This window comes from Streptomyces sp. NPDC056734, from assembly GCF_042790455.1.
GTDB lineage: Bacteria > Actinomycetota > Actinomycetes > Streptomycetales > Streptomycetaceae > Streptomyces.
Window position 1 is genome coordinate 109608 of sequence record NZ_JBHTZD010000016.1, and the last position, 25203, is coordinate 134810.

Genomic DNA, 25203 nt, shown 5'->3' on the forward strand with positions numbered 1-25203 from the left:
CACCTGGCGACTGTCCGGCCGCATCGCAGTGAGTACGACTCTGTAGGCCATCACGGAGAGAACGGGTCAAGGAAATGGGAGATCTGGACAAGAAGGTCGGCGTCGTGATGGGAGCGGGGCCGGGCATCGGTCGCGCGACCGCGCTCGCTCTGGCCGAGGCGGGCGCCCATGTCGTCGTGGCGGCACGCAATGTGGAGCGGCTGGAACTGCTCGCCGCGGACCTCGCCGATCGGACCGGACAGCTGATCATCCCCCTTGAGGCCGACCTCGGGGACCTGGTGTCCTGCAAGGACCTCATCGCGGAGACCGAGGAGCGCTTCGGCCGCCTCGACATCCTGGTCAATGTCGCGACCGGCGGTGGATCCCATGTGCCGATCATCGACGCGGACTGGGACGGATGGCGCAAGGCATTCGAGTTGAATGTCATCGGCAACCTCGAACTCAGCCGCCAGGCCGCGAGGATCATGATGCGGCACGGGGGCGGCTCGATCATCCAGATCGGTACGTTCGGCACCCACAGCCGGCCCGTTCGCCAGGGGTCCTACACCTCGACGAAGGAGGCACTGCTGTCCGCGTCGCAGACCCTGGCGAAGGAACTGGGGCCGGACAACATCCGGGTCAATGTGGTGACACCGGGCTATACGACCGGGCCCAACCTCGACGGCCTGTTCGCCGGAGTGGTCCAGCGCACCGGAGAGTCCGTGGAGGAGGTCTCCCACCGGCTCGCGAGGACGGCCGCGCTGCGCAGCCATGTCTCCCCGGAGGACATCGCCGCCGCGGTGCTGTTCCTCGCCGGGCCCGGAGCCGCCCGCATCACGGGCGTCGAACTGCCGGTGACCGCAGGTCAGCGCTGACACCGCAGGCGCGACGGTGGTCCGAGCCGCCGTCGGTCACGAGTCCATGGCGTCCACGGTCAACTGAGTGACTCTCATGTAAATCCGCTCTCTGATTTCGGATGGGGAAGCCGAGTCCGGCTATGGGTGACAATGACTGAACTAGAATTCAAAAGTAAGGGATCCGGCACTTCGCTTCGGCGCGCGTCCCGATCGCCCGGCGGCCCTGCGGCGGGGGGCGGTGACTGATGTCCACACCCTTCAAGCTCGACCACCTCGCCATCGGGGTGGAGCGGTGGGCCGACGCGTATCCGCGCTTTGCCGTGGAACTGGGCGGACGGTGGAGCCACGGCGGCGGCGCGGGTGAGTTCTGGCCCTACCAGCTGACCTATCGCGACGACATGCACCTTGAGTTCATCTCACCCGGCGACAGCGTCGACGGCTTCATGCGCCGCTTCATCGACCGCAGCGGGTGCGGTCCGCACCACATCACCTTCAAGGTCCCCTCGCTCGATCGGGCACTGGAGGAGGTCGGCGGCCTCGGCCTCTCCATCCTGGGCGGCCGGACCACGATGGACTTCTGGCAGGAAGCCTTTCTGCACCCGAAGCTGGCCGGAGTGGGCACACTCATCCAGATCGCACAGATCGACGAAGAGGCCATGGACCGGATGAAGATCGGCGCCAGGCGGCCGGCGGACTTTCCCGAGCGGGCCGGGCCACAGCGCGGCCTGAGCTGGATCGGCCTGAGCGTCGAATCGCTCGACCGGGCCAAGGAACTCTTCGCCGGCGTGCTGCGTGGCGACATCGTAGAGGAGGGCCTGGGGTGGGCGCGGCTGTCATGGGGACCGTCACGCGGACTGCTGCTCCGCGACGAGACCGGCGTGCCCGGCCATCCAGAGCTGTGGAGGCGGGAGCCCGTCCCCGGCGTTGCCCATGTGATGTTCGGGCCCGCGGACCTTTCGGTCGATGAGGTCGCCGGCAAGAGGGCCGACGCGGTTCCGCTGCCCCGGGATCCGCTGACGGGCACACCGGTCTGGACGGTCGATCACCTGGCGACCACGGACCGATGAAGGCGCGCTCCGGCCGCCGCTCCCCGGACGCCACCGACCCCAAGTGCTAGGCTCTAGTTCTAGAATTGAGTCAGCGGCCGAGACAGGGAAGTCGGGGAAGGCGTTGCAGATCACAGGGCCTCCGGCGCCGGAAACGCTACGGCAGAACCAAGCCGAACGCAGGCACCGAATCATCCGCACCGCGCTGCGCGCACTCGCGGGCAGCGACTACGAACAGGTCAAGATCTCCGACGTGGCGCGCGACTCGGGAGTCGCGCTGGGCACGCTCTATCGATACTTCGCCTCGAAGGAGCACCTGTTCGCCGCCGTCTTCGTCGAATGGCAGAAGGCACTCAAGACGAAGCTGGAAAAGTCCGCTCCTGCGGGAGACACAGAAGCTGACCGGCTGCGGGAGATCTTCTACCGCTCGATTCGCGCGTTCCAGGTGCAGCCGCAGTTCTTCCGGGTGCTGATGATGATGGAGACGACGACCGACACCTATGCGGCCGAGGTCTACAGCCAGGCCATGGGCTCGCAGTACACACAGACCCTGCAACTCGCCTTCGACGGCCCGATCGACGCGAACCGCACAGCGATCATCATGACCATCGAGTCGGTGCTGGTCACGCAGTTGCGCAGCTGGGTCATGAACCGGTCGTCGATCAACGATGTCTTCCGGAGCGTGGACGACGCCATCAAGCTGATCTACCAGGGCCACGAGAGCTAGGCCCTAGGTTTCGCGGGGTTGTTCACGCCCGTGACGATGTGATCGCTGGCCTTCGGTGCCGGTGCCGGTGCCGGTGCCGCTGCCGGTGGTGGTAGTGGTGGAACGAGACCCCTGCTGTGTCGGGGATCCCTCCAGGGATCCGCCGGGACCAGGGGTCTCGTCGCTGTCCGCGTCCGCTCGCCTCCTTCGCCTTGCTCGCCGCTCCCCTCTCGTGCCGGTCGGGACCCAAACAGCCACCCCACAGACGATTCTCAGCCGCTACTTAGGTTAGGCTAAGCATGGTTACACGTTCATGCAGCCGGATAACCATGTGTTGACGGCTGCCCCGACCGTCCCAGGAGCAGCCGCCGTGCGATCCATCCGTTTCCGCAAGACCACCCTCGTGACCAGCTCGGTCCTGTGTGCGGGGTTGGTGCTGAGCGCCTGCGGAGAATCCGACGACAAGACGGACCCGGCCGACGCGGGAAGCGAAGGCACCGTCACCATCGCCACCGCCAAGGGTGACCTCGACGTCCCCGTGAAGCCCGCCCGGGTCGCCGCGCTCGACAACACGTCCTTCGCGACGCTCAAGGCGTTCGGGGTCAAGCCTGTCGCGGTGCCCAAGGCGCTGCTGCCGAAGGAGGGTTTCGAGGACTGGCGAAACGATTCTTCGATCCAGGATGTCGGCACGCACCGCGAGCCCAAGTTCGAGGCGCTCAACGCCAGTGAGCCGGACCTGATCATCGGCGGCTACCGCTTCACCGACCACCACGACAAGCTGTCCAAGATCGCCAAGACCGTGGATGTCGCCCCGTCCGACGAGGCCGAGGGCGGCTACGTCAACTCGCTGAAGACGCAGACCGAGGCGCTCGGCAAGGTCTTCGGCCAGGAGGCCAAGGCCAAGGACATCGTCGGCGCGCTCGACCAGGCCGAGAAGGACGCCGTCGAGGCCACCAAGGGCGAGAGCGTGTTCCTCGCCGTCGCCAGCGCCGGAAAGATCGACAACGGTGCCAGCCGGATCGGCCGGCTCGCCGAGCCGCTGAACCTGAAGAACGTACTCAGCGCGGAGGGCGAGGACAGCACCTCCGTGCACAACGACTCGGGGCTCGCCCCCGAGACGGTCGCCAAGCTAAACCCCGACTGGGTCATCATGCTGGACCGGGACGCGGCCGTGGGCACCGAGGACGGCTCCGAGGCCATCGCCGCGAAGAAGATCGTGGACGGCATGGAGGCGTGGGACAAGACGACCTTCCGCAAGCAGGACCAGGTCCTCTACCTGGCGAGCGACTTCTATGTGACCGAGGGCGCCCAGGCGTACACCGACGCCTTCAACCAGGTGGTCACCGCGTTCAACGCGGCCGGCTGACACCTGACCGCCGACGCGGCCCCGCCCGCTGCGGAGCCGCGTCGCCCTCCCTCGTACCGGAAGCCCCATGCGCCGACTTCCCCTGCCGCTCGCCGCCCTCGGTGTGCTGGCCCTGGTCATCGTCTCGCTGTTCGTCGGCGGCTACGACATCGACCTGCACGCGCTGTTCACCGACCCCGAGGCCCGGCGGATGTTCCTGATCTCCCGGGTGCCGCGCACCCTCGCCCTGATCCTCGCCGCCGCCGCGATGGCGGTCTCCGGCGTGATCATGCAGATGCTGGTCCAGAATCGATTCGTCGAGCCGACCACCACCGGCACCAGCGAGTGGGCGGCCCTGGGCGTGCTGCTGCTGACCCTTCTCGCACCGGCCGCACCCCCCATGGTGAAGATGGGGGCCGCCAGCGCCTTCGCGTTCGTCGGCGCATTGGTCTTCCTGTTCGTGCTCGGCCGGATCGCGCTCAAGTCGCAGGTCATCGTGCCGATCGTGGGCATCATGCTGGGTGCGCTGGTCAGCGCGGTGACCCTGTACATCGCCTCCTCCACCAACCTGTTGCAGATGCTCGCCATCTGGCGCTCGGGCGGGTTCAGCTCCGTGGTGCGCGGCACCTATGAACCGCTGTGGGTGGTGGGGGCCATCGTCATCGGGCTGTACCTCGCGGCCGACCGCTTCACCATCGCCGGACTCGGCCGTGACACGGCCGTCAGCCTAGGACTGCCCTACCGGCGCATCCTGTTCATCGGACTCACCATGGTCGCCCTGGCCACGGGCGTGACCACCGTCGTCGTAGGGTTCATCCCCTTCCTGGGGCTGATCGTGCCCAACCTCGTCTCCATGGCGCGCGGCGACGACGTCCGCAAGAACCTGCCCTGGGTGGTGCTCAGCAGTGTCGCCCTGATGATCGCCTGCGACCTCGTGGGCCGGCTCGTCGTCTTCCCGCTGGAGATCCCGGCGACGGTGGTGCTCGGAGCGGTCGGCGCGGTCGTGTTCGTGGCGATGATCCTGCGTCAGCGAGGGATGGTTCATGTCTGAGCGTCAGTTGTCGGCGACGCCCTGGGTGCCGAGTGCCCCACCGGGGGACGAACCGCGTGCCGTACCGCCGGCTGCGGGGAAGCGGGTGCCCACCCCCGGTGGCCGTCGCGGACTGCCCGCGGCCGTCCGGATCGGCCTGGCCGCCGTCCTCGCCGCCGCCTCCATAGGCGCCTTCCTCTTCCTGTTCATCGAAGGCTCCTTCGAGTTCGCCTTCGAGCGGCGCCTGACCACGTTCGGCACCATGGCCGTCGTCGCGTTCGCGCAGGCGGCGGCGACCGTCGTCTTCCAGACCATCACCCACAACCGGCTGCTCACCCCGTCGATCATGGGGTTCGACGCCGTCTACATCCTGATGCAGACACTGCTGGTCTCCCTCTTCGGCGGCAGCGTCCTCGCCGTCACCGACGGGACACCCAAGCTCCTCACCCAGACGCTGCTCATGGTCGGCTTCACCATGCTGCTGTTCGGCTGGCTGTTCTCCGGGCGCCGGGGCAGCCTGCACGTACTGCTGCTGGTCGGGGTGGTGCTCGGGCTCGCCTTCCGCAGTCTGTCGGACTTCCTGCAACGGCTGCTGTCGCCCGCCGAGTACGACGTCCTGTCGGCCCGGCTGTTCGGACGGCTCAGCAGCGCCGAAGCCGGGCACCTGCCCCTGGCCGGCGCGGTGTGCCTGATCGTCGGCGCCGTGATCTGGCACCGCCGCTACCGGCTCGACACCCTGCTGCTCGGCCGGGACACCGCCACCAGCCTGGGCATCGCCCACAAGCGCGAGCTGATGGTGATGCTGCTGCTGATCTCCGTGCTCATCGCGATGTCCACCGCGCTCGCGGGACCCATGACCTTCTTCGGATTCGTCACCGCGATGCTTGCCTACCAGCTCGCGGGCACCCACCGGCATGTCGTCGTCCTGCCGATGGCGTTCCTCATCGGGCTGATCACCCTGGCGGGCGGACAGTTCGTCATGGAGCACGTCTTCTACGCCTCCGGCATGCTCACCGTCGTCATCGAGTTCCTCGGCGGGGCGGTCTTCCTCATCCATCTCCTCAGGAAGGGCACCCTGTGATCGAGTTCACCGACATCAGCAAGAGCTACGGCGACGACACCGTGCTCGGCCCTGTTTCCGGACAGATCCCCGCGGGCGGCGTCACCTCGCTCGTCGGCCCCAACGGTGCGGGGAAGTCCACCCTGCTGACCATCATCGGCCGGCTCGCCGAACCGACCTCGGGTACCGTCACCGTCGACGGACTCGACATCCACCGGGCCAGGTCCCAGGAGGTGGCCCGCACCCTGTCCATCCTCCGCCAGGAGAACCACTTCACCGCCCGGGTGACCGTACGAGAGCTGGTCTCCTTCGGCCGCTTCCCGCACAGCCGAGGACGGCTCACCCCCCGGTGCGTGGCCCACGTGGACGACGCCCTCGGCTTCCTCCACCTCGGCGACCTCCAGCACCGCTACCTCGACCAGCTCTCCGGCGGCCAGCGCCAGCGCGCCTACGTCGCGATGGTGCTGGCCCAGGACACCCGGTACCTCCTGCTGGACGAACCCCTCAACAACCTCGACATGAAGCACTCCGTCCGGATGATGGGCCAACTGCGCCGCGCAGCCGACGAACTCGGCAAGACCATCGTCCTGATCGTGCACGACATCAACTTCGCCGCCGCCTACTCCGACCGGATCATCGCCCTGCGCGACGGCCGCGTCGCCGCCTCCGACACGGTCGACGCCATGATGCGGGCCGACGTACTCACCGAGGTGTTCGACACCCCCGTCCGGATCCATGAGATCGACGGGAAGCGGACCGCCGTGTACTACCAATGATCGGCCGGCACCGCCGACACGGCCAACGCCACACAGCCCCGCCGCCCGCCGGATAGTACGGTTGCGTTTCCCCCGATCAGGCATGGCACCCCGGGCTGACCGATGAGCGACGAACCGACGACGAAGACCAAGACCAAGACGAAGAAGACGACGACCGACCCGGCGAGCGGGCGCCCGCACCCCGACGCCGATGTACTGATCGCGGGCGCCGGACCGGTCGGCCAGGTGCTGGCGCTGCTGCTGGCCCGGCAGGGGCTGCGGGTGAGTGTGGTGGAGCGGTGGGCGCAGCCCTACCCGCTGCCGCGCGCGGTGACCATGAGCCATGACGTCCAGCGGATCCTGCGGCAGCTCGGCCTGGGCACCGAACTCGACCCGATGCTCGAACCCTGGGGCCTGGACGGCCAGCGGTTCAGCTTCGCGGACGGTTCCGGACTCATCGTGGGTGAGCCGGCGTGCCCGCCGGAGTCCGAGTCCGGCCACGCGCGGATGTCCGGCTTCTCACAGCCCGACCTGGAGACCCTGCTGGAGCGGCGAGTGCGGGCCGAGCCCCGGATCGCCCAGTACCGGGGCCACACGCTCGACGCGCTGACCGACGACGGCGACCGCGTCAGCGCGCGCATCCGGCCGCACACGGGCCTCGCCCCCCTGCCGGACGGTGTGCCCCGCACCCTGCGCGCGGCCTACGCCGTCGGCTGCGACGGCGCCAACAGCACCGTGCGCGCGCTGCTGGGGCTGGAGCTGACGGACCTCGGCTTCAGCCGTGACTGGCTGGTCGTGGACGTCGTCCCGCACGCCCCGCTGGCCTGGCCGCCCTACGCCTGCCAGCTACTGGGACCGGGCAGACCGACCACCCTCGTACCGGCGGGCCCGGGGCGGCGGCGCTGGGAGTTCATGATCCTGCCGACGGACGAGCAGGAGTCCGTCGACACCGACGAGAACGCCTGGAAACTGCTGGCGCCTTTCGGAGTCCACCCCGGCAACGCCGAACTGGTCCGGCACGCCCGGTACACCTTCCGGGGCCGCTGGGCCGACCGGTGGAACCACGGCCGTGTCGTCCTGGCCGGTGACGCCGCACACCAGATGCCGCCCTTCACCGGCCAGGGGCTGAACTCCGGCATCCGCGACGCCGCGAATCTGGCCTGGCGCCTGGCCCTGCTGATCCGGGGCCAGGGTGACGAACGGCTCCTGGCTGACTACTCGGCCGAACGCGCCGGACAGCTCGCGCGCATCATCGAGGACACCGTCCACCTGGGCCGCCTGATCTGCATGACCGACCCCGCGGAATGCGCCCGGCGCGACGCCCTGCTCGGCGGGAACGCCGGCCCGGTCCACGAGGTGCGGATGAACTGGACCCTGCGCGGCGGCACCCTCCAGGACGACGGCATCGGCGGCGGCCTGGGCTTGCAGGCCAGGGTCGGCGCGGGGACCCGTACCGGCCCCCTGGACGAGGTGATCGCCCCCGGGACCTTCCTCCTGCTGGGCCGGGACGAAGACCCGCTGGACGTCCTCTCACCCGCCCACCGCACGGCCTGGCACCGGCTGGGCGGCCGCAGCGCCCACTTCGGCCCCGGCGGACTCACCGACCCCGAGGGCGCGTACGCCGCCTGGTTCGGCCGGCTGCCCGCCTCGGTGGTCGTGATCCGCCCCGACTTCCATCTGTTCGGCGGCGCCCGCGGCCCGCACGCGGCGGACGACCTCGTACACCACCTGACCCGGCACGTCCTGTCCGGACGCGCACCTCACCGGTGGCGATGAGTTTTCCCGTCCGTGAGAGTCTGACCACCGTTACGGGTCACTACAGGAGGAACACATGACTCAGTTGCTGAGGGTTCAGAATTTCAATGTCTCAAGTGATGGCATCGGCGCGGGTGAGGATCAGACCCTGGAGCGGCCGTTCGGTCATGTCGATCCCGGGCGGCTGTTCGCCTGGGCCGGGGCCACGGCGAGCTGGCCCATGCGGACGGAGCCCGGGGGCAGCCGGGGCCTCGACGACTACCTGACGCGGGACTACGCCCGCGACATCGGCGCCGAGATCATGGGCCGTAACAAGTTCGGCCCCCAGCGCGGGCCCTGGCAGGACCATGAGTGGCAGGGCTGGTGGGGTGACGAGCCCCCCTTCCGCACCCCGGTGTTCGTCCTGACCCATCACCCGCGCCCTTCGTTCACCCTCTCCGACACCACGTTCCACTTCGTCGACGCCGACCCGGCCACGGTCCTCGCCCAGGCCCGGGAGGCGGCGGGCGGCAAGGACGTCCGGCTCGGCGGCGGGGCCACCACCATCCGGCAGTTCCTCGACGCCGACCTGGTCGACACCCTGCACATCGCGGTCTCGCCGGTGAAGCTCGGCTCCGGAGTACGCCTGTGGGAATCCCCCGACGAACTCCTCGACCGCTTCCACCTGGACGTCGTCCCCAGCCCGAGCGGCGTGACCCACCATCTGTTCTGGCGCAAGTGACCGCGCCCTGAGGGAGGGAGGTGCGGCCGGAGTCACCGGGCGACGGCCGCTCCCCTCTCGCCGCCTGCGCGAGGCACCTCCCCTCCCGGTCTAGACTCGCCCGGTGCCCAAGGACATTCCCCCCGACCTCGTAGTGGCCGACTTCGACCCCGCCTGGACCGTTCGGGGCAGCGCTCTGACCGCCGAGTTGTACGACCTGCTCACGCCGCTCGTGGTGCATGTCGAGCACATCGGCAGTACGGCGGTGCCCGGCATGGCCGCGAAACCCGTCTTCGACCTCCAGGCCAGCGTCCGTGATCTCCAGGAGGCGCAGGAGGCGTTCGCCGGGCCGCTGGCCGATCGTGGGTTCGTGCTCAAGCCCTACCGGCAGGATCATGTGCCGGCCGGCAGCGATGACGATCCGGCGCGCTGGACCAAGCGGCTGTGGACCCGGCGCGACCACCGGGAGCCGGACGTCAACCTGCATGTGCGGGTGGCCGGTTCGCCCAACGAACGGCTCGCCCTCCTCTTCCGTGACTGGCTGCGGGCCCACCCGGACGCGGTTCCGGCGTACGCGGCCTTCAAGCGGGTGCTGGCCCGATCCGTGCCGGACCTCGCCACCTACGCCGATGTCAAGGACCCCGTCGTCGATCTCGTGGTCGCCGTCGCCGAACCCTGGGCGCGGGCCACGGGCTGGCGGGCGGCCGACACAATGACCCCCCGCACCCCCGCCCGGCACACCTGACAGCGCCGCCGCTACGCGTCCGTGGCCCCGGGCGCGTCCGCGCGCGCGATCCGGGTGACCCACTGCGACACCGCGTTCGTGGCGTAGCACCCGGGCGGCAGGAACAGCGCGATCTCACAGGCGTACCGCCCCGGCGAGTCACCGTCCTGGCCGGTGCGGTCCACCCGGACCCGGCTCTGCACGACCGTCCGGCGCAGCCCCTGCGTCCGGCGGATCGCCCCCTGTGACCACCGGTAACGGTCGTACGGGAGGGAGGTCGCCCTCCGCAGCAGGGCCAGGACGTCATCGTCATGGGTCGTGAAGACGTACGGGATGCCCTCCCGGAGTGTCTCGTCCAGGGGGTGGCGGCTCACCTTCGCCAGGAGGGCCGCCAGCTGGGCGTTCCAGAGCTGCGAGGCGTGTGCGCACAGGTAGAAGGCCCGGACCCTGGGGTCGATGCGGTCGAAGAACTCCGCCGCCGGTCCGGTGAACCGCCGGGCGCGGTCCTCCTCCGGGGACCTGGACTCCCGGACCAGGGCGAGAGCCGTCGCGTGGTCCTCTTCGAGCAGCGCCCCGCCGATCCGGTGCGTGGTCTTGGGGCCGCCCGCCACACCGAAGCGCTGAACGTCGTAGTAGTTGACGAAGAACAGGTTCTCGGCTCGCTCGCCGAGGGCGGACAGCGTGGCGGCGAATCCGGCACTCAGCCCGCGGACCGTGATCCTGAACGCGTTTCCCTCCAAGTGCCCTGCGGTCAGGGCGAGATGGCCGTGTCCGTGGACGGTGAGCGTCATGGCCCGTTCACCCGTGGCGTGCACCCTGTTGAACTCGCTGATCGCCTCGGGGCGCAGTCCGCCCCGGCAGGCTAGGTGCTGCTCGGTGACGGCGTCCTCGTCCTTGAGTCCCGCCGTCGACAGGTCGGAGGCGGGGACACCGCACACGGAGGCTATGCGTTCCACCGCCTCGAAGGTGGTGTATCCGCGCTTGCGCAGACGCAGGTACTGGTACTGGGTGGTGCCCGTGCCGTCCAGGTCGTCCTGGAGGGGCAGGACCATGGTCTCCTGGACCACGAAGTCGGTGTGGTGCGCCTTGAGTATGGGGGTTTCCACGGCTGCTCCGATTCTGTTGTCTCAGCTGGGCTCGGGCTGCGCCTGTGCTGTGCCGCGCAGGAGGGATGCCGTCATCGCGGCCAGGCACAGGCAGAGGAGCACGACCAAGGCCGTGCGGTACGGGCCGACCGCGGGCCCGGGAAGCTGGCTCGCCGCGCTTCCGGTCAGTCCGTGACCCGCCACCAGCGTCAGCGTCAGGACCGTACTGATCACATACCCGGCGTTCTGGAGCAGTGACCTGACTCCGTTCGCGATTCCCCGGCGGTGGGCGGGGACCAGGGACATGAGCGCGTCGGTGTTGGGCACCCCGAACAGGCCCGCGCCCGCGCCCGTCAGGAACAGGCCCAGGCCGATGAGTCCGGCGGGTGCGGGCGGCCCGAGGGCCAGGGTCAGCAGGGCGATGCCCAGCGCGGACACCGCCGTACCGGCACTGGCCACCGTGCGGGCCGGGAAGCGGCCGGAGAGGTATCCCGCCAGCGGGGAGGTGAGCATGGAACCGGCCGCCATGAGCATCACCTGGAGTCCCGCGGTGAGGGCGTCCAGACGCTCAAGTGTCTGGAGGTACAGGGACATCACCAGGACGACGGAGAAGTACGACGTCGCCGTGAGGAAGGCGGCCAGCAGGGCCATCGCGCGGCGCTGGTCGCGGAAGAGCCAGGAGTCCAGCAGGGGGTGGCGGCGGCGGCTCTGGACCACGGGAAACATGAGCAGCGCGCACAGGGACACCGTCGCGCTCAGCAGGACGGTGCCGCTCGTCCACCCTCGCGGGCCGCCCTCGGTGAGGGCCAGCGCCCCGCCGCCCAGGAACAGCACCGACAGCAGGGCGCCCGCCAGATCGAACCGTTCCGCCGAGTCGGACGGGCGGCCCGGACGCAGAATGTGGGCCGCCCACACCAGGGCCACCAGGCCGGTCGCGCCGCTGACCCAGAAGATGCCCGACCAGCCCCACAGGTTCGTCAGGGCCCCGCCGAGCAGCGGTCCGGCCGCCTGGGTGGCGGAGATGAGCGTCGCGTTGAGACCGAGGGCCCCCGGCAGCCGCCCGGGCGGGAACGAGTCCGCGAGCAGCGCCGTGGTGTTGGCGACGATCGCCGACGAGCCGACGCCCTGGAGTATCCGGCCGAGGATCAGTATCCGGGCGTCCGGGGCGAGGGCGCAGCAGACGCTGGCCACCGCGAAGAGGGCGACCCCGGTGAGATAGAGGCTGCGGCGTCCGAACAGGTCCGCCAGCCGGCCCCAGACCAGCAGCAGGACCGTACCGGCCAGCAGATAGCCCAGGACGATCCAGCCCGCCTGCGCGGCGGACGCGTCGAAGTGCCGGACGGTGCTGGGCAGCGACACATCCAGGCCGCTGGTGTTGAGGCCGGTCAGCAGAGCGGTGATCGAGGTCACCGAGAGCACGCGGCGGCCGTGGCGGCGGCTGTGTACCGGGTCCTCGGTGGGGGCGGTCGGTACGGCGGCTGCGGGGGGTCGGTTCAAGGAGCGGGTTCCCGGTCGGTCGTGGGTGCGTCCGACCGCCCGGGAAGCGGGGGGTGACAGGGTGTCAGCCGGGTGGCGTGCGGAGTCCGTGCGGGGATGCCGCGCCGGGCTCTCCTGCCACCCGCGCGCAAGCGTCGCGCCGGTCCGCCCCGAGGTCACCCGTCCGCGCCGGGCGCCGGACCGCCCGAAGCGGCATCGACCGCGGGGTCGACGAAGTGCAGCAGCAAGGTACGCCGGTCCTGGGTCGCCTCGGGGGAGACGGGACTGACGGAGTGCCAGGAGTCATCCGAACGGACCAGCAGGACGGAGGAACCCTGGCGGGGTGTGATCTCGGCCCGTACGTCGTCCTCCGCCTGCGAACCCAGGATGCGCAGGGTTCCCCGCCAGTGTGCCGGCCAGTGGGAATTGAAGTACCACAGCTGGGTGACCACCTTGTCGGCCCGGTCGGTGTGCGGCGCGATCCAGTAGCCGGGGCCGTAGCGGACCACGCGGGCCTCGGCGAGACAGCCGTCCAGCGGGCGGCCGACCGCCCCGGCCACCGCCGACCGGTAGTCGGCCGACGCCAGCTCATCGACCAGACGCCGCCACAGCGGGGTGAGGGCGAAGCGGCTCCCGGCGACCGGACGGCCCTCCTCGATCAGCGGCAGATTGCGGGTGCGGTACGTCTTTCCCGCGCCCGCGTCGGTCCGCTCGGTCAGCCGGAAACCGCGCGTCGGGAACTCCGCCTCCAGCCGCTCTGCGGTCCGGCCGCCGGGGCCGTGCAGGGTGTCGGGCAGCTCCACCCAGTGATAGGGGCGCGCGGCCGGTTCGGCGCGGCGCAGCGCGGAGAGGTCGAGCACCGGGTCCGGGTCGCCGGGGGAGAGGGGGCTCGTCTGCGGGGGGACGTCAGGCATCGGGGAGGGGCTCCTTCTGCTGGGAGTCCGGTGAGGCCGGTGAGTCTGACGGGTGCGGTGTGCCTGGCGGGCTCAATGAGGCTGGCGGCCCCGGTGTGCCTGACGGGCCCGGTGAGGCCGGCGGACTCAATGTGCCTGGCGGGCCCGGTGAGCCTGGCGGCCCCGGTGTGCCTGACGGGCTCGGTGAGGCTGGCGGCCCCGGTGTGCCTGACGGCCCCAATGAGCCCGACGGGCCCAATGAGCCTGACGGCCGAACTGAGCCCGACGGCCCCGATGAGTCCGACGGCTCGAATGAGTCCGGCGACCCCAGTGAGCCCCATGCGCCCAGTGAGGTCGGTGAGGTCGGTGAGTGGATGTCGGCGAGGGGCGCCGTGGTGCTCCCGGGCGTGATCCGCGCGCCGAACGCGCGGAGCTTGCCCGGCAGCCCCGCATAGCCGCGGGCCAGGTGCTCCACGCCGAACAGCCGGTGCGGGGTGCCGGTGGCCAGCGCCGCGAGCAGCAGCGTGGCGGCGGCCCGCAGATCCGTGCCGCGCAGTGGTCCGGGGGCGGGGCGCAACGGGCCGGGGCGGATGCGCAGTTCCCGCCCGTCCACGGACAGTCGCGCGCCCATCGAGCGCAGCCCGTCGACATAGCCGAACCGCCCGGACCAGACGGTCTCCACCAGGGTCGAGGGTGCCGACGCGGCCAGCAGGAGCAGGGCGAACAGCGGCTGGGCGTCGCTGTAGACGAGATGGGACGCGGCCACGACCCGGTCGGGCGCCAGCGGGCCCGCCGCCGGCGCGATCCGCAGCAGCTCGCCGTCCCAGGTGAGCGGGACACCGATCCGCCGCAGATGGTGCAACTCCGGGGCGAGCCCCTCCCGTACCACGTCCGCGCGGGTCAGCCGCAGGGTCAGGGCGCGGTCGAGCAGCACGCTCGCCGTGATGAAGGTGATGACCTCCAGCAGATCCGAGGGCAGCAGGACGGAGGCGGCGCCGATGGGGCCGTCCGCGCCCTGGATCTCGATGGCGTCCGGTGCCACGTCGATCGCGACTCCGGCCGAGGCCAGCACCCGGGCGAGTTCCTGGGCGTCGGGCTTGGGATAGGGGTGCCGCAGGACGGTGGTGCCCCGGGCGGTCGCCGCGGCCAGCAGCGCGGTCTTGGTGGCGCCCGAGTAGTGCGGACCCGTGGGCAGCCCGCGGTGCGGGTCGGGCGTCGAGAAGTCGGCGAGGTCGATCACGGCGCCGCGCAGTCCGCGCGGAGCGGTCGCGGTGAGCCCGGTGCCGTCCGTGTCGCACACCGCCCCGAACCGCTCCAGCACCCGCGCGATGTGCTCCACCGGCCGGCCACCCCCGCGCCCGTCTCCGATACGGCAGCCGCCGTGCGCCCCCGACTCCGCCCGCCCGCCCCGGGCCAGCAGCACCGGCAGCAGATACGCGCCCCCGTGGACCTGGGCCGAACGCTCGGGCGGGACGTGATGGCCGGTCAGCGGGGCCGCGTCGATCCGTATCCGCTCCTCGGCCGCGTCGATGTCGACGCGCGCCCCGAGCGCCCGCAGCATGTCCGCCAGCGCCTGCCGGTCGGTCAGGTCCGGCGCGTTGTACAGGTCCCAGGGTTCCTCGGACAGCCCGGCCGCGGCCAGGCAGCCCACCATGAGGTGCTTGAACCCGGACATCCGCAGCTCACCGGAGAGCGGCGGCGCGGCCTCCACGTCCCAGTAGGGGACCCCACCGCCACCGCCCGCCGGCCGCTCGCCGGGGGACAGGGCGGGGGTCAGCCGAGATTCCACATCTCCACCTGGCACGTCAGCCGGAACTGCGGGGCGTGGGCGGCCACCGGGGAGACCGCGTGCCAGGAGTGCTCGGACCGGGCGAAGAGCACCGAACGTCCGCCGCCCGGGACGACCGTGGCATAGGGCGTGACGGACAGGTCGGGGCCGGTGCGCACCTCGAACTGTCCACCGTGGTCGTGCGCCCAGTCGTGGTTCAGGTAGATGACATGGGTCGCGCGCTTGCCCGGCTTGTCGGTGTGCGCGGAGATCCGGTCACCGCCCTGGAAGACGAAGAGACCGATGTCCATGGTGGTGTCGGTGACATCGATCCCGATCGTCCGGCGCACCCAGGCGCGATACGCGTCCGACTGGAGGTGCGCGATCAGTTCGTGCCACTTCGCGCCCACCTTCGCCATGCCGGGTTCATGGGCGCCCCGGTGGATCAGCGGGAGGACCGCCATCCGGTAGGTCTTGTCGCCGTCGCCGGTCCGCTCGGCGGGGTGCAGCTCCCCCGGAGCGGGCATCTCCGCCCGCAGGATCCTGGTGGTCGGCTCCGGGACGACGGAGTGGGCCACGGCCCACCGGTACGGTTCGTCGTGCCGTTCCACCGGCGCGTCGAGGTCCAGCATGGCGTGTCCCTTCCGTCAGTGGTGGGGGGAGTGCGGGGCGAGGGGTGCGGCCGGGGCCGGTTCCTCGGGGGTCTGCGGCAGGCGGGCCCCGTACGAGACCTCGGGGGTGCCCTCGGCGCCGGGGGAGAGACTGCGCAGGATCTGGACCTCGGTGAACGCCTGCCGCTGTGCGGTGGCGATGTCCCAGACGATCCCGGCCACCTCGCCGGGGTCCATCATGGCGCCGAAGTCCAGGGCGAGTCCGGTGTGGAAGTCGGGTACGGCGAGGCCGCCCGGGTTGACCAGGGTGATCCGGTTCCCGGGGTGCGCGGCGAGCAGTTCGGGCACCAGATTGCGCACCAGGGTGGCCTGCGCGGCCTTGAGCCCGCAGTACAGCGACTCGCGCTCGCGGCGCTTCCAGGAGGACGAGGACGCGATCGTGATCAGATGAACGGGCCCCGGGGCACCGGCCAGCAGCCGCCGCAGGAAGAGCACCGGCCCGGTGAACAGCAGCCGGGTCAGCTGCTCGACCTCGTCCTCGGTGGTCTCCACCAGCGGCTTCTTGAGGAACGCCCCGGCCACCCACAGCACGTAGCAGGGCCTCGGGACGTCCACGGAGACGGTCCGTACGCTCTGCGGATCGCACAGGTCCAGGTGGCGGGGCAGCAGGCCCTCGGTGCCGGGCCGCGACCCGGCGGAGCGGCCGTAGACGACGGTCCGCAGTCCCCGCTCCCGCGCGCCGAGCGCGAGCGCGCGACCCAGACCGTGGGTACCGCCGAGCACCACGGCACCCCGGAAGGGGCCGGGGGCGGGCGGAGTGGCTGCGGGTGGGGGGCTCATCGGGGCTCCTGTCGCCGGGGGTGGGAGTGATGCCGGGAGCGGAAGGGCGGGGCCGGGGTGTTCCTCCGCCCGGAGGAAGAGACAAGGAGTGGGCCGCGGCGGCAGGTGCCGTCTCGGGCGGTCCGGTCGCGGCGTTCTGGGTGTCCCACGGCTGACCTTCTCCTTGCCTCCACCGCCGGGCGGAGGATCCGTTCTGCCGTACGCCCTGGGGCGGGGGGCTCAGGGCCCGGTCCGGGACGGTGGCGGACCGACGGTGCCGGGCGGCTGCTCCACCGGTCGGGCGAGCGCCGCGGTGACCGCCGCCAGGTCGCCGGGGGCGGCCCCGGCGCTGATCAGCGCGGCCCGGACACCGCCGTGCCGCAGACGCAGTTCGGCGAGCCAGGTCCGCATGATCACGGCCGGTGTGTCGAGGTGGGTCAGATAGTCCTCGCGGGTCCAGCCGTGCGCCCGCCACTTGTGCTCGAAGCGGTCGAGCAGCGGACGCAGAGCCGTACCGCTGGCCGCGTAGTCCGCGGCGATCGTCTCGTCGGGCACCCCGGCCAGGGAGAGCAGGGCGGCGACCACCACCGCCGTACGGTCCTTGCCCAGGTGGCAGCAGACCAGGAAGGGTTCACCGGCCGCGCCGGCCAGGGCGGCGAACAGCGCGGGAACACCGCCCCGGGCGCTGTGCAGGAGGATGGCGTGGTAGTAGCGGACGTAGTGGCCGGGGGTCGGCCGGGGGACATGCACGATGTCACGCGGGTACCCGGTGAGCGGGGCGCGGACCCAGCGCGCCCGGTGCGCGAGGAGTGCGGCCGGGGCGCCGGAGCGCGCCGTCTCCCCGGGCGAGCGCAGATCGATCACGCTGCGCAGGCCATGACGTCCGGTCAGCTCGGCGGCGGTGCCCGCGTCCATGGACCCCCCGTCGCCCGCGCGCCAGATCCGGCCCGGAGCCACCCCCAAAGGGGTCACGGCCCGCAGGTTGACCCCCGCGGCGAACAGCCGTGGTACGTACGGGGACCTGGGCGGGGGAGTGCTCACCGGGCGGGCGCCGGGCATGGCGGGGGCGTGGGGGGAGCGCAGGGCGTGTCCATCGGCTGTGCCTCTCCGGGAGCGGGGCGGGACGAGGGCGCGAGGCACGTCGGGCCGGGGTGCCTCAGGGGTAGAGGAAGTCGCGGTTCGCGGACCGGAAGACGCGTCGGCGGGTGAAGGCGGGACCGGACGGCGGCGCGGCGGACGCGGCGGTGGGGCGCCGCAGCAGCCGTCCGGACACGATGTGCGCCGCCAGCCTGTGCGCCCAGGTCTCGTGCCCGTCCTCGGCCGGATGCCGTCCCTTCCAGCCCGTCCCCGCGGCCCGCAGTACGTCGGCCATCGACCCGTCCGCGTCCCCGAACCGGTAGAAGCGTGACCGGTCCACCAGCCGTGTGGTGCCGCGCTCCGCCAGCCCGGCCCGCCCGAGACTGTCGAAGGAACTCTCGATGGCGTCGAAGAACAGATACGGGATCCGGTGCAGCCACAGGAACGACTGGAGGGACAGCAGTTGCGTGGCGAGCCGGGCTCCGCACTCCCGGTCGTTCCAGGCCACCTCGCGGTAGACATCGGTCAGCCGCTGGACGTCCGGATGCCGGTGCGGCTGGTACGGGATGACCTGCCGGAACTCGCCGTCCACATAGAACTCCCGGCGCATCGCCCCCGACCAGCCGATGACGACCAGCAACTGCCCCTCGCCGACGCTCTCCGCGTGCTCCGAGAGCCAGTCGATCGTGGTGCGCACGATCCGGTCGTTGGAACCGGAGATCACCGCCTCATTGACCACCCGGTCGGCGTCCAGGAAGTCACCGAGCCGGGCCGGCCAGGAATGATCCTCCCTATAGCGTTGGCGCATGGGGTCGTGGTCATTGTCGTCCACCAACTCGGCGCCGTACGTCATTGAACAGCCGTTCGCGTACAGAAGCATCAATGACCTCCAGCGCAACACAGGGAAGTAGCGCGGCATCCCGCTGCCGACCGATTCGCTGCTGACCGACTTGCTGCTGACCGACTTGCGGCTGACAAACTCGTCGCGGACTGACTCGGATTGAAGCACTGTGCTGTTCAGAACGGCAACCGCGACCGAGCGCCGCCTGTCCATGATTCTCGATGCTTTCGGCCATTGGTGGATACACTCAGATAGATCAATCCCCCGGTTCCGACCGTCTGACCTGACCCTCCGGATCCACGCCATTCGGTCCAGCCGGTAAGAACCGGTCGATCGGGCGGGATGTGCCATTGCCGAGCGGACCACGACGGGGTAAAACACACGCTGTGCTTCCGCAGCCACAAAGGTAGGTCTGCTCAGTCTCGGCGGGGCGCAATCTCAGCCACACCACGACCCATCGACACCAGGGGTCCCACATGACTGACGTGCTGCTGATCTGGCCGCCTCACGTGCCGAGTTACTTCAACGCGGGTCACCACAGCCCGCTGTACATGGTGGCCGGACATCTGCGCCTCCAACCCACCACCGGGCGGGTCGACACCTGCGAGGCAGGCACCCTGAGCATGAACTGGAAGGGCGTCGGGGACCTGCTCTACCAAGGTCGATATGACGTCATCGCGGTCATGAACGATTTCGACGCGGTGGACGGCCTGGCGCGATTCACCGACTACGCGCGAGGGCTTTCCCCGAACAGCCGGCTGATCACTTTCGGTCGCCTCTCCAGCCTCAATCCAGGATTCTTCCGCCAGTTCGATCTGGACGCGGTCGTGCAGTCCGGCGACTACGAGTGCGGAGTCGCCGAGTATGTGAACGCCCTGGCCCGATCCGGCCCCGGAAACACGGTCCCGGCCGGATTGCCCGGTGTCGCGGTACGGCACGGCGGGGACTGGATCGAGCCCTCCGGACACGGCAGCCGACTTGATCCGAAGCAGTGGGTTCTTCCCGATATCGAGGAGATCCCCTATCAGGACTACGATCGTTTCTACGCCAAGGACGAACACAAATTCTGCGGGATACCCTTCCGACGGGAACTGGTCGTTCCGGCGGCCCGGGGATGCCCGGTGGGCTGCGAGTTCTGCGAGGTCCCGGAGATCTTCGGACTGCGCGAACGCCGGCTGCCGGTGGACGCCGTCATCGACTACATCCGGGACAGCTACGACCGCCACGCCTTCGAGTACGTCGCCTTCTACGCGCCCACGTTCACGCTGGACCGGCGCTGGGTCCGGGAGCTGTGCGAGCGGTTCATCGAGGGTCCCGTCGCACCGCGGTGGAAGTGCGCGACCACCGTCCACCACCTCGGCGAGGAGCTGGTGGCGCTGATGGGCCGGGCCGGGTGTGTCCGGATCTCCGTGGGCCTGGAGACGCTGGAGGCACAGGGCCAGGGCGGGCTGCCCCGGAGCAAACGCACCGAGGAGCGGCGGTTCCGGTCGCTGGCCCAGTGGTGCGACGCGGCCGGGATCGAGCTGAACGCCTTCATCATCGTCGGGCTGCCCGGGACCTCCGCCGAGGGCACCGCCCGCACCCTCGAACTGGCCCGCTCGCTCGGCGCCCGCGTCCGCCCGACCATGTACACCCCGTTCCATGAGATGACCGCCGACATGACGCCCCATCAAGTGTCCCGCTTCAACCGCCAGTTGATCTCCGGCGGGCCGGAGGAAGCGCCGGAGAACGGCCCGGGGGCCGACCCGCGCTACGCCTTCCTCTTCGGCCGGGAGGACCGCCTCACCAGCGTCCATGAACGCATCCCGCAGCGAACCGCCCGGTGACCGGCCCGGACCACGAGGTGCCCGGCCTCACCCGCACCGCCGACCTCCAAGGATTCCGCTTCCCTCTCGGCACCGAGACCCTCGGCGTGCGCTGGCAGCCCCGCGAGCGCCGCCCCGGCACCCTCAACCTCAAGAGCTGCGAACTCCAGCACCCGTGGAGCGACCGGCTGGTCAAGGACGCACTGGCCGCCCTCACCCTCGCGGACACCCTCGCCTACCCCTTCCAGGACCGCGCCCTGGAGAGGCTCGGCGCCCACCACGGCATCGACAGCACCGGCATCCTGCTCACCGCCGGCTCCGACAATGGCATCGGCCTCGTCGTCGACGCCCTCGTCCGCCCGGTGGGACGCCTGCTCCTCCAGGAGCCCGCCTTCGAGGCATGGCGTCACTACGCCGCGCTGCGCCGGGTCCGCGTGACCGCCGTCCCCGGCACCGCCGGCGCACCCGCCGTGGCCGACCCCGGCCCCCTGCTCGACGCGCTGCGGTGCGCGCCGGGCCCGTCGGTGGCCGCCGTCACCAACCCGGGCAGCCCCAGCGGGCTGCTCTTCGCCCCGTCCGTCATGCGCCGGTTCGCCGAGACCGCCAGGGCGCACGGCCATCTCCTGGTGATCGACGAGGCGTACGGCGACTTCGTCCAGGTCTCCCACGCGCCGCTGGTCGCGGAGTTCGCCAATGTCGTCGTGGTCCACTCCTACTCCAAGGTGTTCGCCCTTGCCGGACTGCGCGTCGCCGCGCTGCTCGTCCACCCGGAACTGCGGGAGCACCTCGGCCGCTTCCGCCCCGAGAACGCCGTCGGCGCCCCCGGGCTCGCCCTGCTGGAACGCCTGGCGCCCCAGGGCGAGCGCTGGCGGGAGATCTGGCGGGACGTCCGCGCCCTGCGGCGGGAGTTCACCGACCGGGTGCTGTCCACCCACCCGCGCTGGCGGGTGCTGGAGCCCGGCGCCAACTTCGCCACGTTCTGGTCTCCCGACCCCGCCACCGCCGACGCGGCCCGCGACCATCTGGCCGCGCATCATGTCCGTATCCGCTCCCTGTCCGACGTCCCCGGGCTGCGGGGCTGTTTCCGGGTGTCCCTCGCGGACCGGCCCCGGATGGAACGCGTCGCCCGCCTGCTGGACGCGGTGACCGACCGCCCGGCCGCCGCCCGCCAGGAGGGCCTCGCCACGGAAGGGCGCCTCGCGCGATGAGGGGCGGCCGTACGCAGATGGGCCCCGTTGCCGCGACCCCCGACCCCGCGAACCCCGACCCCGCGGCCCCTGACCCGCGACCCCTGACCCCGCGACCCCCTATGCCGTGAACGCCGACGCCGCGCACCACCGGAGGTGCCGCACCCCATGACGCACATCCTCGGCCTGTCCTGCCGCAGTCACGACGCGGCGGTCGCCGCGATCCGCGACGGCGAACTCGTCTTCGCGACCCACTGCGAGCGCTACAGCAGACGCAAGAACGACGCCGAGCTGTCCGCCGGGGCCCTGTCGGCGGCCCTCGCCCACCTGGACCGCGTGGACGACGTCGTGTACTACGAACGCCCCCTCCTCAAACGCACCCGGCAACTGCGCTCCGGGCAACTGGGCCTCGCGGCCGACCCGGTCGGACTCCGCGCCTACCTGCGCCGCTTTCCGCAACTGCGCGGAGCGCGCGTCCACAGCGTCGACCACCACCACTCGCACGCGGCCGGCGGCTACTACACCTCCGGCCTGCCCGAGGCCGCCGTGGTCGTCGTGGACGGCATCGGCGAGTGGAACACCGTCTCGCTGTGGCGCGGCCACGGCGACCGGCTCGACCGGGTGGCCACCGTGAACTACCCGCACAGCATCGGCCTGCTGTACTCCGCCTTCACCCAGCGTGCGGGCTTCAAGCCCAACGAGGAGGAGTACATCATGATGGGCCTCGCGGCCTACGGGACTCCGGACCTCGCCGACGTCATCTGGCGCGACTTCGTCCGCCGCGCGGACTGGCCGCACTTCCGGCTGACCCGCTCGGTGCACCGGGGCATCGCCGACTGGCGGCCCGAGCTGACCGACCCGGCCACTATCGCAGCCGGCGCCCAGGAGGTCACCGAACGGCTGCTGGACGGGCTGTTCGCCTGGGCGGCCGAGGAGACCGGGTCCCGCAATCTCGTCTTCTCCGGCGGCGTCGCCCTCAACTGCGCCTACAACGCCCGCCTGGCCCGCTCCGGCCTCTTCGACACCATCTGGATCATGCCGAGCCCCGGCGACGCGGGCAGCTCGGTCGGCTCGGCCCTCGCCCGTCTCGGGCGGCACATCAGGTGGCCCGGACCGTATCTCGGCCACGACATCGAACGGCAGCCCGATCCCGAGGACGCCCTCAAGCGGCTCGTACGCGGTGAGGTCGTCGCCTTGGCCCACGGCCGCGCCGAGTTCGGCCCCCGGGCCCTGGGCAACCGCAGCCTGCTCGCCGACCCCCGTCCGGCCACCGCCAAACGCCGGGTGAACGAGATCAAACGGCGTGAGCCGTTCCGGCCGTTCGCGCCCATCGTGCTGGAGGACCACGCCCACGCGTGCTTCGACCTGCCCGTACCGACCAGCCCGTACATGCAGTTCGTCGGGACGGCACGCGACCCGGGCGCCCATCTCGCCGTGTGCCATGTCGACGGCACCAGCCGGGTGCAGACCGTCAACGAGCGGCAGAACCCGTTCGTACACACCCTGCTCCGGCGCTTCCACGAGGAGACGGGCTGCCCGATGCTGCTCAACACCAGCCTCAACATCAAGGGAGAACCGCTGGTCAACACCGTGGAGGACGCCGCGCGGTTCGGGAAGCTCCATGGCATCGCCGTACTGTGACCCGCCGCCGGGGCACGCGCCCCGGCGGATCGTCGTGCTCGGCAGCCCCGGCAGCGGCAAGACGTCCTTCTGTCATCTGCTCGCCGCCACGACCGGCCTGCCGCTCTACCACCTCGACGACTTCTACTGGTCCCCGGGCTGGACCCGGCCCGCGGAGGAGGAGTGGAACCGCCGCGTCCACGCGCTGTGCGCCCTGCCGCGATGGATCGCCGACGGCAACTACGCCGCCACCGCCGAACCGCGCGTGCACGCCGCGGATCTCGTCGTCCTCTTCGACCGCCATCCGCTGCTGTGCGCCCAGGCACTGGCCCGTCGCAGCCTGCGCCTGCGCCACGCGGCCCGCGCGGCATCCCGTGCGGCGCCTCTTCTCGTACGTTGTCCAGCACCCCGTCGGGCGCCTCTTCGGGTACGCCGTCGGGTACCGCCATCCGCCCGACGGCCGCCCGGGGGTGACCGAACGGAGTACGTGCCGCGTCGGCTCCGTGAGTCCGGCGACCCCCCGGTGCTGAGCCTGACCGCACTGCTGCGCAAGGCGTTGCTGTTCCGGCGGCGGGACCTGGTCATCATCGACGCGGCCCTGCGCCGCGCCGGCACCCCGGTCCACCGCTGCCGCACCCGCCGCGAGGCCACGGCCCTGCTCACCACGCTGACCGGTGCCGGTGCCGGTGCCGGTGCCGGTGCCGGAGCTGAGGCCGGAGCCGGAGCTGAGGCCGGAGCCGGTGCTGAGGCCGGAGCGGAGGCCGCCGCGCTCGGGGTCGGAGCCGCCGCCGGGCCCGCCGACGCGCCACCACCATCGCCCGATCACCCCCCGCCGGATGCGCCGCCGCCGGACGCGCCAACCCCGCTGCACGCGCCAACCCCGCCCGACGCGTCACCCCCACCCCACGCGTCCCCCCCACCCGAGCCCGTCCGCCCCTGCACCTGCCCCGGTGTCGCCCCCGCGACGCCCCTACGGAGGAAGACATGACCGCCGCGTCCACCTCGGCCCCAGGTCGGCCCGAGCGCCCGGAGCAGCCTCGGGGCCTCGCCGAGATCGCCGATATCGTGACCCCCTTCGCGGTCCGCGCGGCGGCCACCCTGCGCCTCGCCGACCACATCGCCGCCGGACACACCCGGCTGCCCGATCTGGCCAAGGCCGCCGGAGCGGACCCCGGGGCACTCGCGCGCCTGCTGCGCTTCCTCAGCTGCCGGGACATCTTCGCCGAGCCCGAACCGGGCACCTACGCGCTCACCGAACCGGCCGCGGAACTGCTGTCCGACCATCCCGACAACCTGCGTCAGTGGCTGGACGCCGACGAAGTCGCCGGGCGCCTCGACACCACCTTCGCCCACCTGGTGGACGCCGTCCGCTCCGGAACCTCCGTCTACGCGAAGGTCCACGGCGCCCCGTTCTGGGAGGACCTCGCCGCGACGCCCGCGCGCACCGAGTCGTTCGACCGGCTGATGTCACAGGTCTCCCGGTCCACCAGGGGCATCGGCACCGGCTACGACTGGTCGGGCGTCCGGCATGTGATCGACGTCGGCGGCGGCACCGGAGCCCTGCTCCAGGAGATCCTCACGGCCCACCCGAGGCTGCGGGGCACCGTGGCCGACCAAGCCGCATCGGTGGCCGAGGCCCGCCGGCATCTCGCCGCCGCGGGGCTCGCCGAGCGGAGCGACGCCGTGGTCTGCGACATGTTCGACCGCCTGCCGGCCGGCGCCGACACCTGCCTTCTCTCCCGTGTCCTGGCCGACTGGGACGACGACAGTGCCGTACGCGTCCTGCGGACCTGTGCCGCGGCTGTCCCCGCCGAGGGGCGGGTGCTGATCGCCGAGCGCGTGTTCCCGGGCGGACCGGCCGCCGCCGGGGACCTCTCCGAGACCCGGCGGCTCACCTCGCACGATCTGCGCATGCTGGTACTCCTGGGCGGCAGGAAGCGTGCGGAGTCCGACTACGCGCACCTCGCCGGACGGGCCGGTCTCCGGCTGAGGGCGTCGCACCGGCTGCCCGGGGGCGCCACGGTGATGGACTTCCGGCCGACGGGAAGCCCGGAGTAGGACTCG

General features: G+C 71.3%; 23 protein-coding genes. 15 read left to right on the plus strand and 8 right to left on the minus strand.

The window, feature by feature from the left end:
- Window positions 1-74: 74 nt before the first annotated feature.
- From ACFRFC_RS24435 to ACFRFC_RS24480, 10 genes are all read left to right on the plus strand, one after another.
- Entirely contained in the window at window positions 75-854 is a 780-nt protein-coding gene (locus ACFRFC_RS24435; RefSeq protein ID WP_382691342.1) for an SDR family NAD(P)-dependent oxidoreductase, read from the plus strand.
- A gap of 227 nt (window positions 855-1081) precedes the next feature.
- Complete coding sequence (locus ACFRFC_RS24440; RefSeq protein WP_382691344.1) at window positions 1082-1903, plus strand: hypothetical protein; 822 nt, start codon at window positions 1082-1084, stop codon at window positions 1901-1903.
- A 103-nt stretch (window positions 1904-2006) separates the two neighbouring features.
- A complete protein-coding gene (locus ACFRFC_RS24445) occupies window positions 2007-2609 on the plus strand; it encodes a TetR/AcrR family transcriptional regulator (protein WP_382691346.1) in 603 nt (200 codons plus the stop codon).
- 349 nt (window positions 2610-2958) lie between these two features.
- Window positions 2959-3954 (plus strand): ABC transporter substrate-binding protein, encoded by a 996-nt coding sequence (locus tag ACFRFC_RS24450; RefSeq protein ID WP_382691348.1) that lies wholly within the window; start codon window positions 2959-2961, stop codon window positions 3952-3954.
- Window positions 3955-4021: 67 nt separating this feature from the next.
- Window positions 4022-4984, plus strand: a complete 963-nt coding sequence (locus ACFRFC_RS24455) for an iron chelate uptake ABC transporter family permease subunit (RefSeq protein WP_382691350.1) — start codon at window positions 4022-4024, stop codon at window positions 4982-4984.
- Entirely contained in the window at window positions 4977-6044 is a 1068-nt protein-coding gene (locus ACFRFC_RS24460; RefSeq protein ID WP_382691352.1) for an iron chelate uptake ABC transporter family permease subunit, read from the plus strand. Before ACFRFC_RS24455 ends, ACFRFC_RS24460 begins: the two co-directional genes overlap by 8 nt.
- On the plus strand, window positions 6041-6799 hold the full coding sequence (locus ACFRFC_RS24465; RefSeq protein WP_382691354.1) for an ABC transporter ATP-binding protein: 759 nt from the start codon (window positions 6041-6043) through the stop codon (window positions 6797-6799). Before ACFRFC_RS24460 ends, ACFRFC_RS24465 begins: the two co-directional genes overlap by 4 nt.
- 102 nt (window positions 6800-6901) lie before the next feature.
- On the plus strand, window positions 6902-8554 hold the full coding sequence (locus ACFRFC_RS24470; RefSeq protein ID WP_382691356.1) for a bifunctional 3-(3-hydroxy-phenyl)propionate/3-hydroxycinnamic acid hydroxylase: 1653 nt from the start codon (window positions 6902-6904) through the stop codon (window positions 8552-8554).
- Between the two features lie 55 nt (window positions 8555-8609).
- Complete coding sequence (locus tag ACFRFC_RS24475) at window positions 8610-9254, plus strand: dihydrofolate reductase family protein (protein WP_382691358.1); 645 nt, start codon at window positions 8610-8612, stop codon at window positions 9252-9254.
- A gap of 103 nt (window positions 9255-9357) precedes the next feature.
- Window positions 9358-9978, plus strand: coding sequence for a GrpB family protein (locus tag ACFRFC_RS24480; RefSeq protein ID WP_382691360.1), 621 nt, complete (start codon window positions 9358-9360; stop codon window positions 9976-9978).
- 11 nt (window positions 9979-9989) lie between these two features.
- Here the strand turns inward: ACFRFC_RS24480 and truD are convergent, their stop codons facing one another.
- From truD to ACFRFC_RS24520, 8 genes are all read right to left on the minus strand, one after another.
- Window positions 9990-11063 carry a tRNA pseudouridine(13) synthase TruD gene (gene truD / locus ACFRFC_RS24485; protein ID WP_382691362.1) on the minus strand — a complete coding sequence of 358 codons (1074 nt, stop codon included), beginning with the start codon at window positions 11061-11063 and terminating at the stop codon, window positions 9990-9992.
- Window positions 11064-11084: 21 nt separating this feature from the next.
- Window positions 11085-12539, minus strand: coding sequence for an MFS transporter (locus ACFRFC_RS24490; protein WP_382691365.1), 1455 nt, complete (start codon window positions 12537-12539; stop codon window positions 11085-11087).
- A gap of 155 nt (window positions 12540-12694) precedes the next feature.
- A complete protein-coding gene (locus ACFRFC_RS24495; RefSeq protein ID WP_382691367.1) occupies window positions 12695-13432 on the minus strand; it encodes a 2OG-Fe(II) oxygenase in 738 nt (245 codons plus the stop codon).
- Window positions 13425-15200 carry a hypothetical protein gene (locus ACFRFC_RS24500; RefSeq protein WP_382691369.1) on the minus strand — a complete coding sequence of 592 codons (1776 nt, stop codon included), beginning with the start codon at window positions 15198-15200 and terminating at the stop codon, window positions 13425-13427. The genes ACFRFC_RS24495 and ACFRFC_RS24500 overlap by 8 nt, the downstream gene beginning before the upstream one ends.
- A complete protein-coding gene (locus ACFRFC_RS24505; RefSeq protein WP_382691371.1) occupies window positions 15185-15811 on the minus strand; it encodes a 2OG-Fe(II) oxygenase in 627 nt (208 codons plus the stop codon). The genes ACFRFC_RS24500 and ACFRFC_RS24505 overlap by 16 nt, the downstream gene beginning before the upstream one ends.
- A gap of 15 nt (window positions 15812-15826) precedes the next feature.
- Window positions 15827-16630 carry an SDR family oxidoreductase gene (locus ACFRFC_RS24510; protein ID WP_382691373.1) on the minus strand — a complete coding sequence of 268 codons (804 nt, stop codon included), beginning with the start codon at window positions 16628-16630 and terminating at the stop codon, window positions 15827-15829.
- A gap of 219 nt (window positions 16631-16849) precedes the next feature.
- The gene (locus ACFRFC_RS24515; protein WP_382691375.1) at window positions 16850-17668 is read right to left on the minus strand and encodes a tyrosine-protein phosphatase; all 819 of its coding nucleotides are present in this window, start codon (window positions 17666-17668) and stop codon (window positions 16850-16852) included.
- Between the two features lie 97 nt (window positions 17669-17765).
- On the minus strand, window positions 17766-18566 hold the full coding sequence (locus tag ACFRFC_RS24520; protein WP_382691377.1) for a DUF6071 family protein: 801 nt from the start codon (window positions 18564-18566) through the stop codon (window positions 17766-17768).
- 437 nt (window positions 18567-19003) lie between these two features.
- Here ACFRFC_RS24520 and ACFRFC_RS24525 point away from each other — a divergent pair, with 437 nt between their 5' ends.
- From ACFRFC_RS24525 to ACFRFC_RS24545, 5 genes are all read left to right on the plus strand, one after another.
- Window positions 19004-20353, plus strand: a complete 1350-nt coding sequence (locus tag ACFRFC_RS24525) for a B12-binding domain-containing radical SAM protein (RefSeq protein ID WP_382691379.1) — start codon at window positions 19004-19006, stop codon at window positions 20351-20353.
- Entirely contained in the window at window positions 20350-21540 is a 1191-nt protein-coding gene (locus ACFRFC_RS24530) for an aminotransferase class I/II-fold pyridoxal phosphate-dependent enzyme (protein ID WP_382691381.1), read from the plus strand. Before ACFRFC_RS24525 ends, ACFRFC_RS24530 begins: the two co-directional genes overlap by 4 nt.
- A 147-nt stretch (window positions 21541-21687) precedes the next feature.
- On the plus strand, window positions 21688-23160 hold the full coding sequence (locus tag ACFRFC_RS24535; RefSeq protein WP_382691382.1) for a carbamoyltransferase: 1473 nt from the start codon (window positions 21688-21690) through the stop codon (window positions 23158-23160).
- Window positions 23141-24127 (plus strand): hypothetical protein, encoded by a 987-nt coding sequence (locus ACFRFC_RS24540; protein ID WP_382691384.1) that lies wholly within the window; start codon window positions 23141-23143, stop codon window positions 24125-24127. Before ACFRFC_RS24535 ends, ACFRFC_RS24540 begins: the two co-directional genes overlap by 20 nt.
- The gene (locus ACFRFC_RS24545; RefSeq protein ID WP_382691386.1) at window positions 24124-25197 is read left to right on the plus strand and encodes a methyltransferase; all 1074 of its coding nucleotides are present in this window, start codon (window positions 24124-24126) and stop codon (window positions 25195-25197) included. The genes ACFRFC_RS24540 and ACFRFC_RS24545 overlap by 4 nt, the downstream gene beginning before the upstream one ends.
- The last annotated feature ends 6 nt before the right edge of the window (window positions 25198-25203 follow it).

Bases quoted from the DNA above. Each gene is read 5' to 3' on its own strand.
- ACFRFC_RS24535 (WP_382691382.1), top strand. From the start codon at position 21,688: ATGACGCACATCCTCGGCCTGTCCTGCCGCAGTCACGACGCGGCGGTC.
- ACFRFC_RS24510 (WP_382691373.1), bottom strand. From the start codon at position 16,630: ATGAGCCCCCCACCCGCAGCCACTCCGCCCGCCCCCGGCCCCTTCCGG.
- ACFRFC_RS24460 (WP_382691352.1), top strand. From the start codon at position 4,977: ATGTCTGAGCGTCAGTTGTCGGCGACGCCCTGGGTGCCGAGTGCCCCA.
- ACFRFC_RS24505 (WP_382691371.1), bottom strand. From the start codon at position 15,811: ATGCTGGACCTCGACGCGCCGGTGGAACGGCACGACGAACCGTACCGG.
- ACFRFC_RS24515 (WP_382691375.1), bottom strand. From the start codon at position 17,668: ATGCCCGGCGCCCGCCCGGTGAGCACTCCCCCGCCCAGGTCCCCGTAC.
- ACFRFC_RS24525 (WP_382691379.1), top strand. From the start codon at position 19,004: ATGACTGACGTGCTGCTGATCTGGCCGCCTCACGTGCCGAGTTACTTC.
- ACFRFC_RS24545 (WP_382691386.1), top strand. From the start codon at position 24,124: ATGACCGCCGCGTCCACCTCGGCCCCAGGTCGGCCCGAGCGCCCGGAG.
- ACFRFC_RS24470 (WP_382691356.1), top strand. From the start codon at position 6,902: ATGAGCGACGAACCGACGACGAAGACCAAGACCAAGACGAAGAAGACG.
- ACFRFC_RS24440 (WP_382691344.1), top strand. From the start codon at position 1,082: ATGTCCACACCCTTCAAGCTCGACCACCTCGCCATCGGGGTGGAGCGG.
- ACFRFC_RS24540 (WP_382691384.1), top strand. From the start codon at position 23,141: ATGGCATCGCCGTACTGTGACCCGCCGCCGGGGCACGCGCCCCGGCGG.
- ACFRFC_RS24495 (WP_382691367.1), bottom strand. From the start codon at position 13,432: ATGCCTGACGTCCCCCCGCAGACGAGCCCCCTCTCCCCCGGCGACCCG.
- ACFRFC_RS24455 (WP_382691350.1), top strand. From the start codon at position 4,022: ATGCGCCGACTTCCCCTGCCGCTCGCCGCCCTCGGTGTGCTGGCCCTG.
- ACFRFC_RS24520 (WP_382691377.1), bottom strand. From the start codon at position 18,566: ATGCTTCTGTACGCGAACGGCTGTTCAATGACGTACGGCGCCGAGTTG.
- ACFRFC_RS24475 (WP_382691358.1), top strand. From the start codon at position 8,610: ATGACTCAGTTGCTGAGGGTTCAGAATTTCAATGTCTCAAGTGATGGC.
- ACFRFC_RS24435 (WP_382691342.1), top strand. From the start codon at position 75: ATGGGAGATCTGGACAAGAAGGTCGGCGTCGTGATGGGAGCGGGGCCG.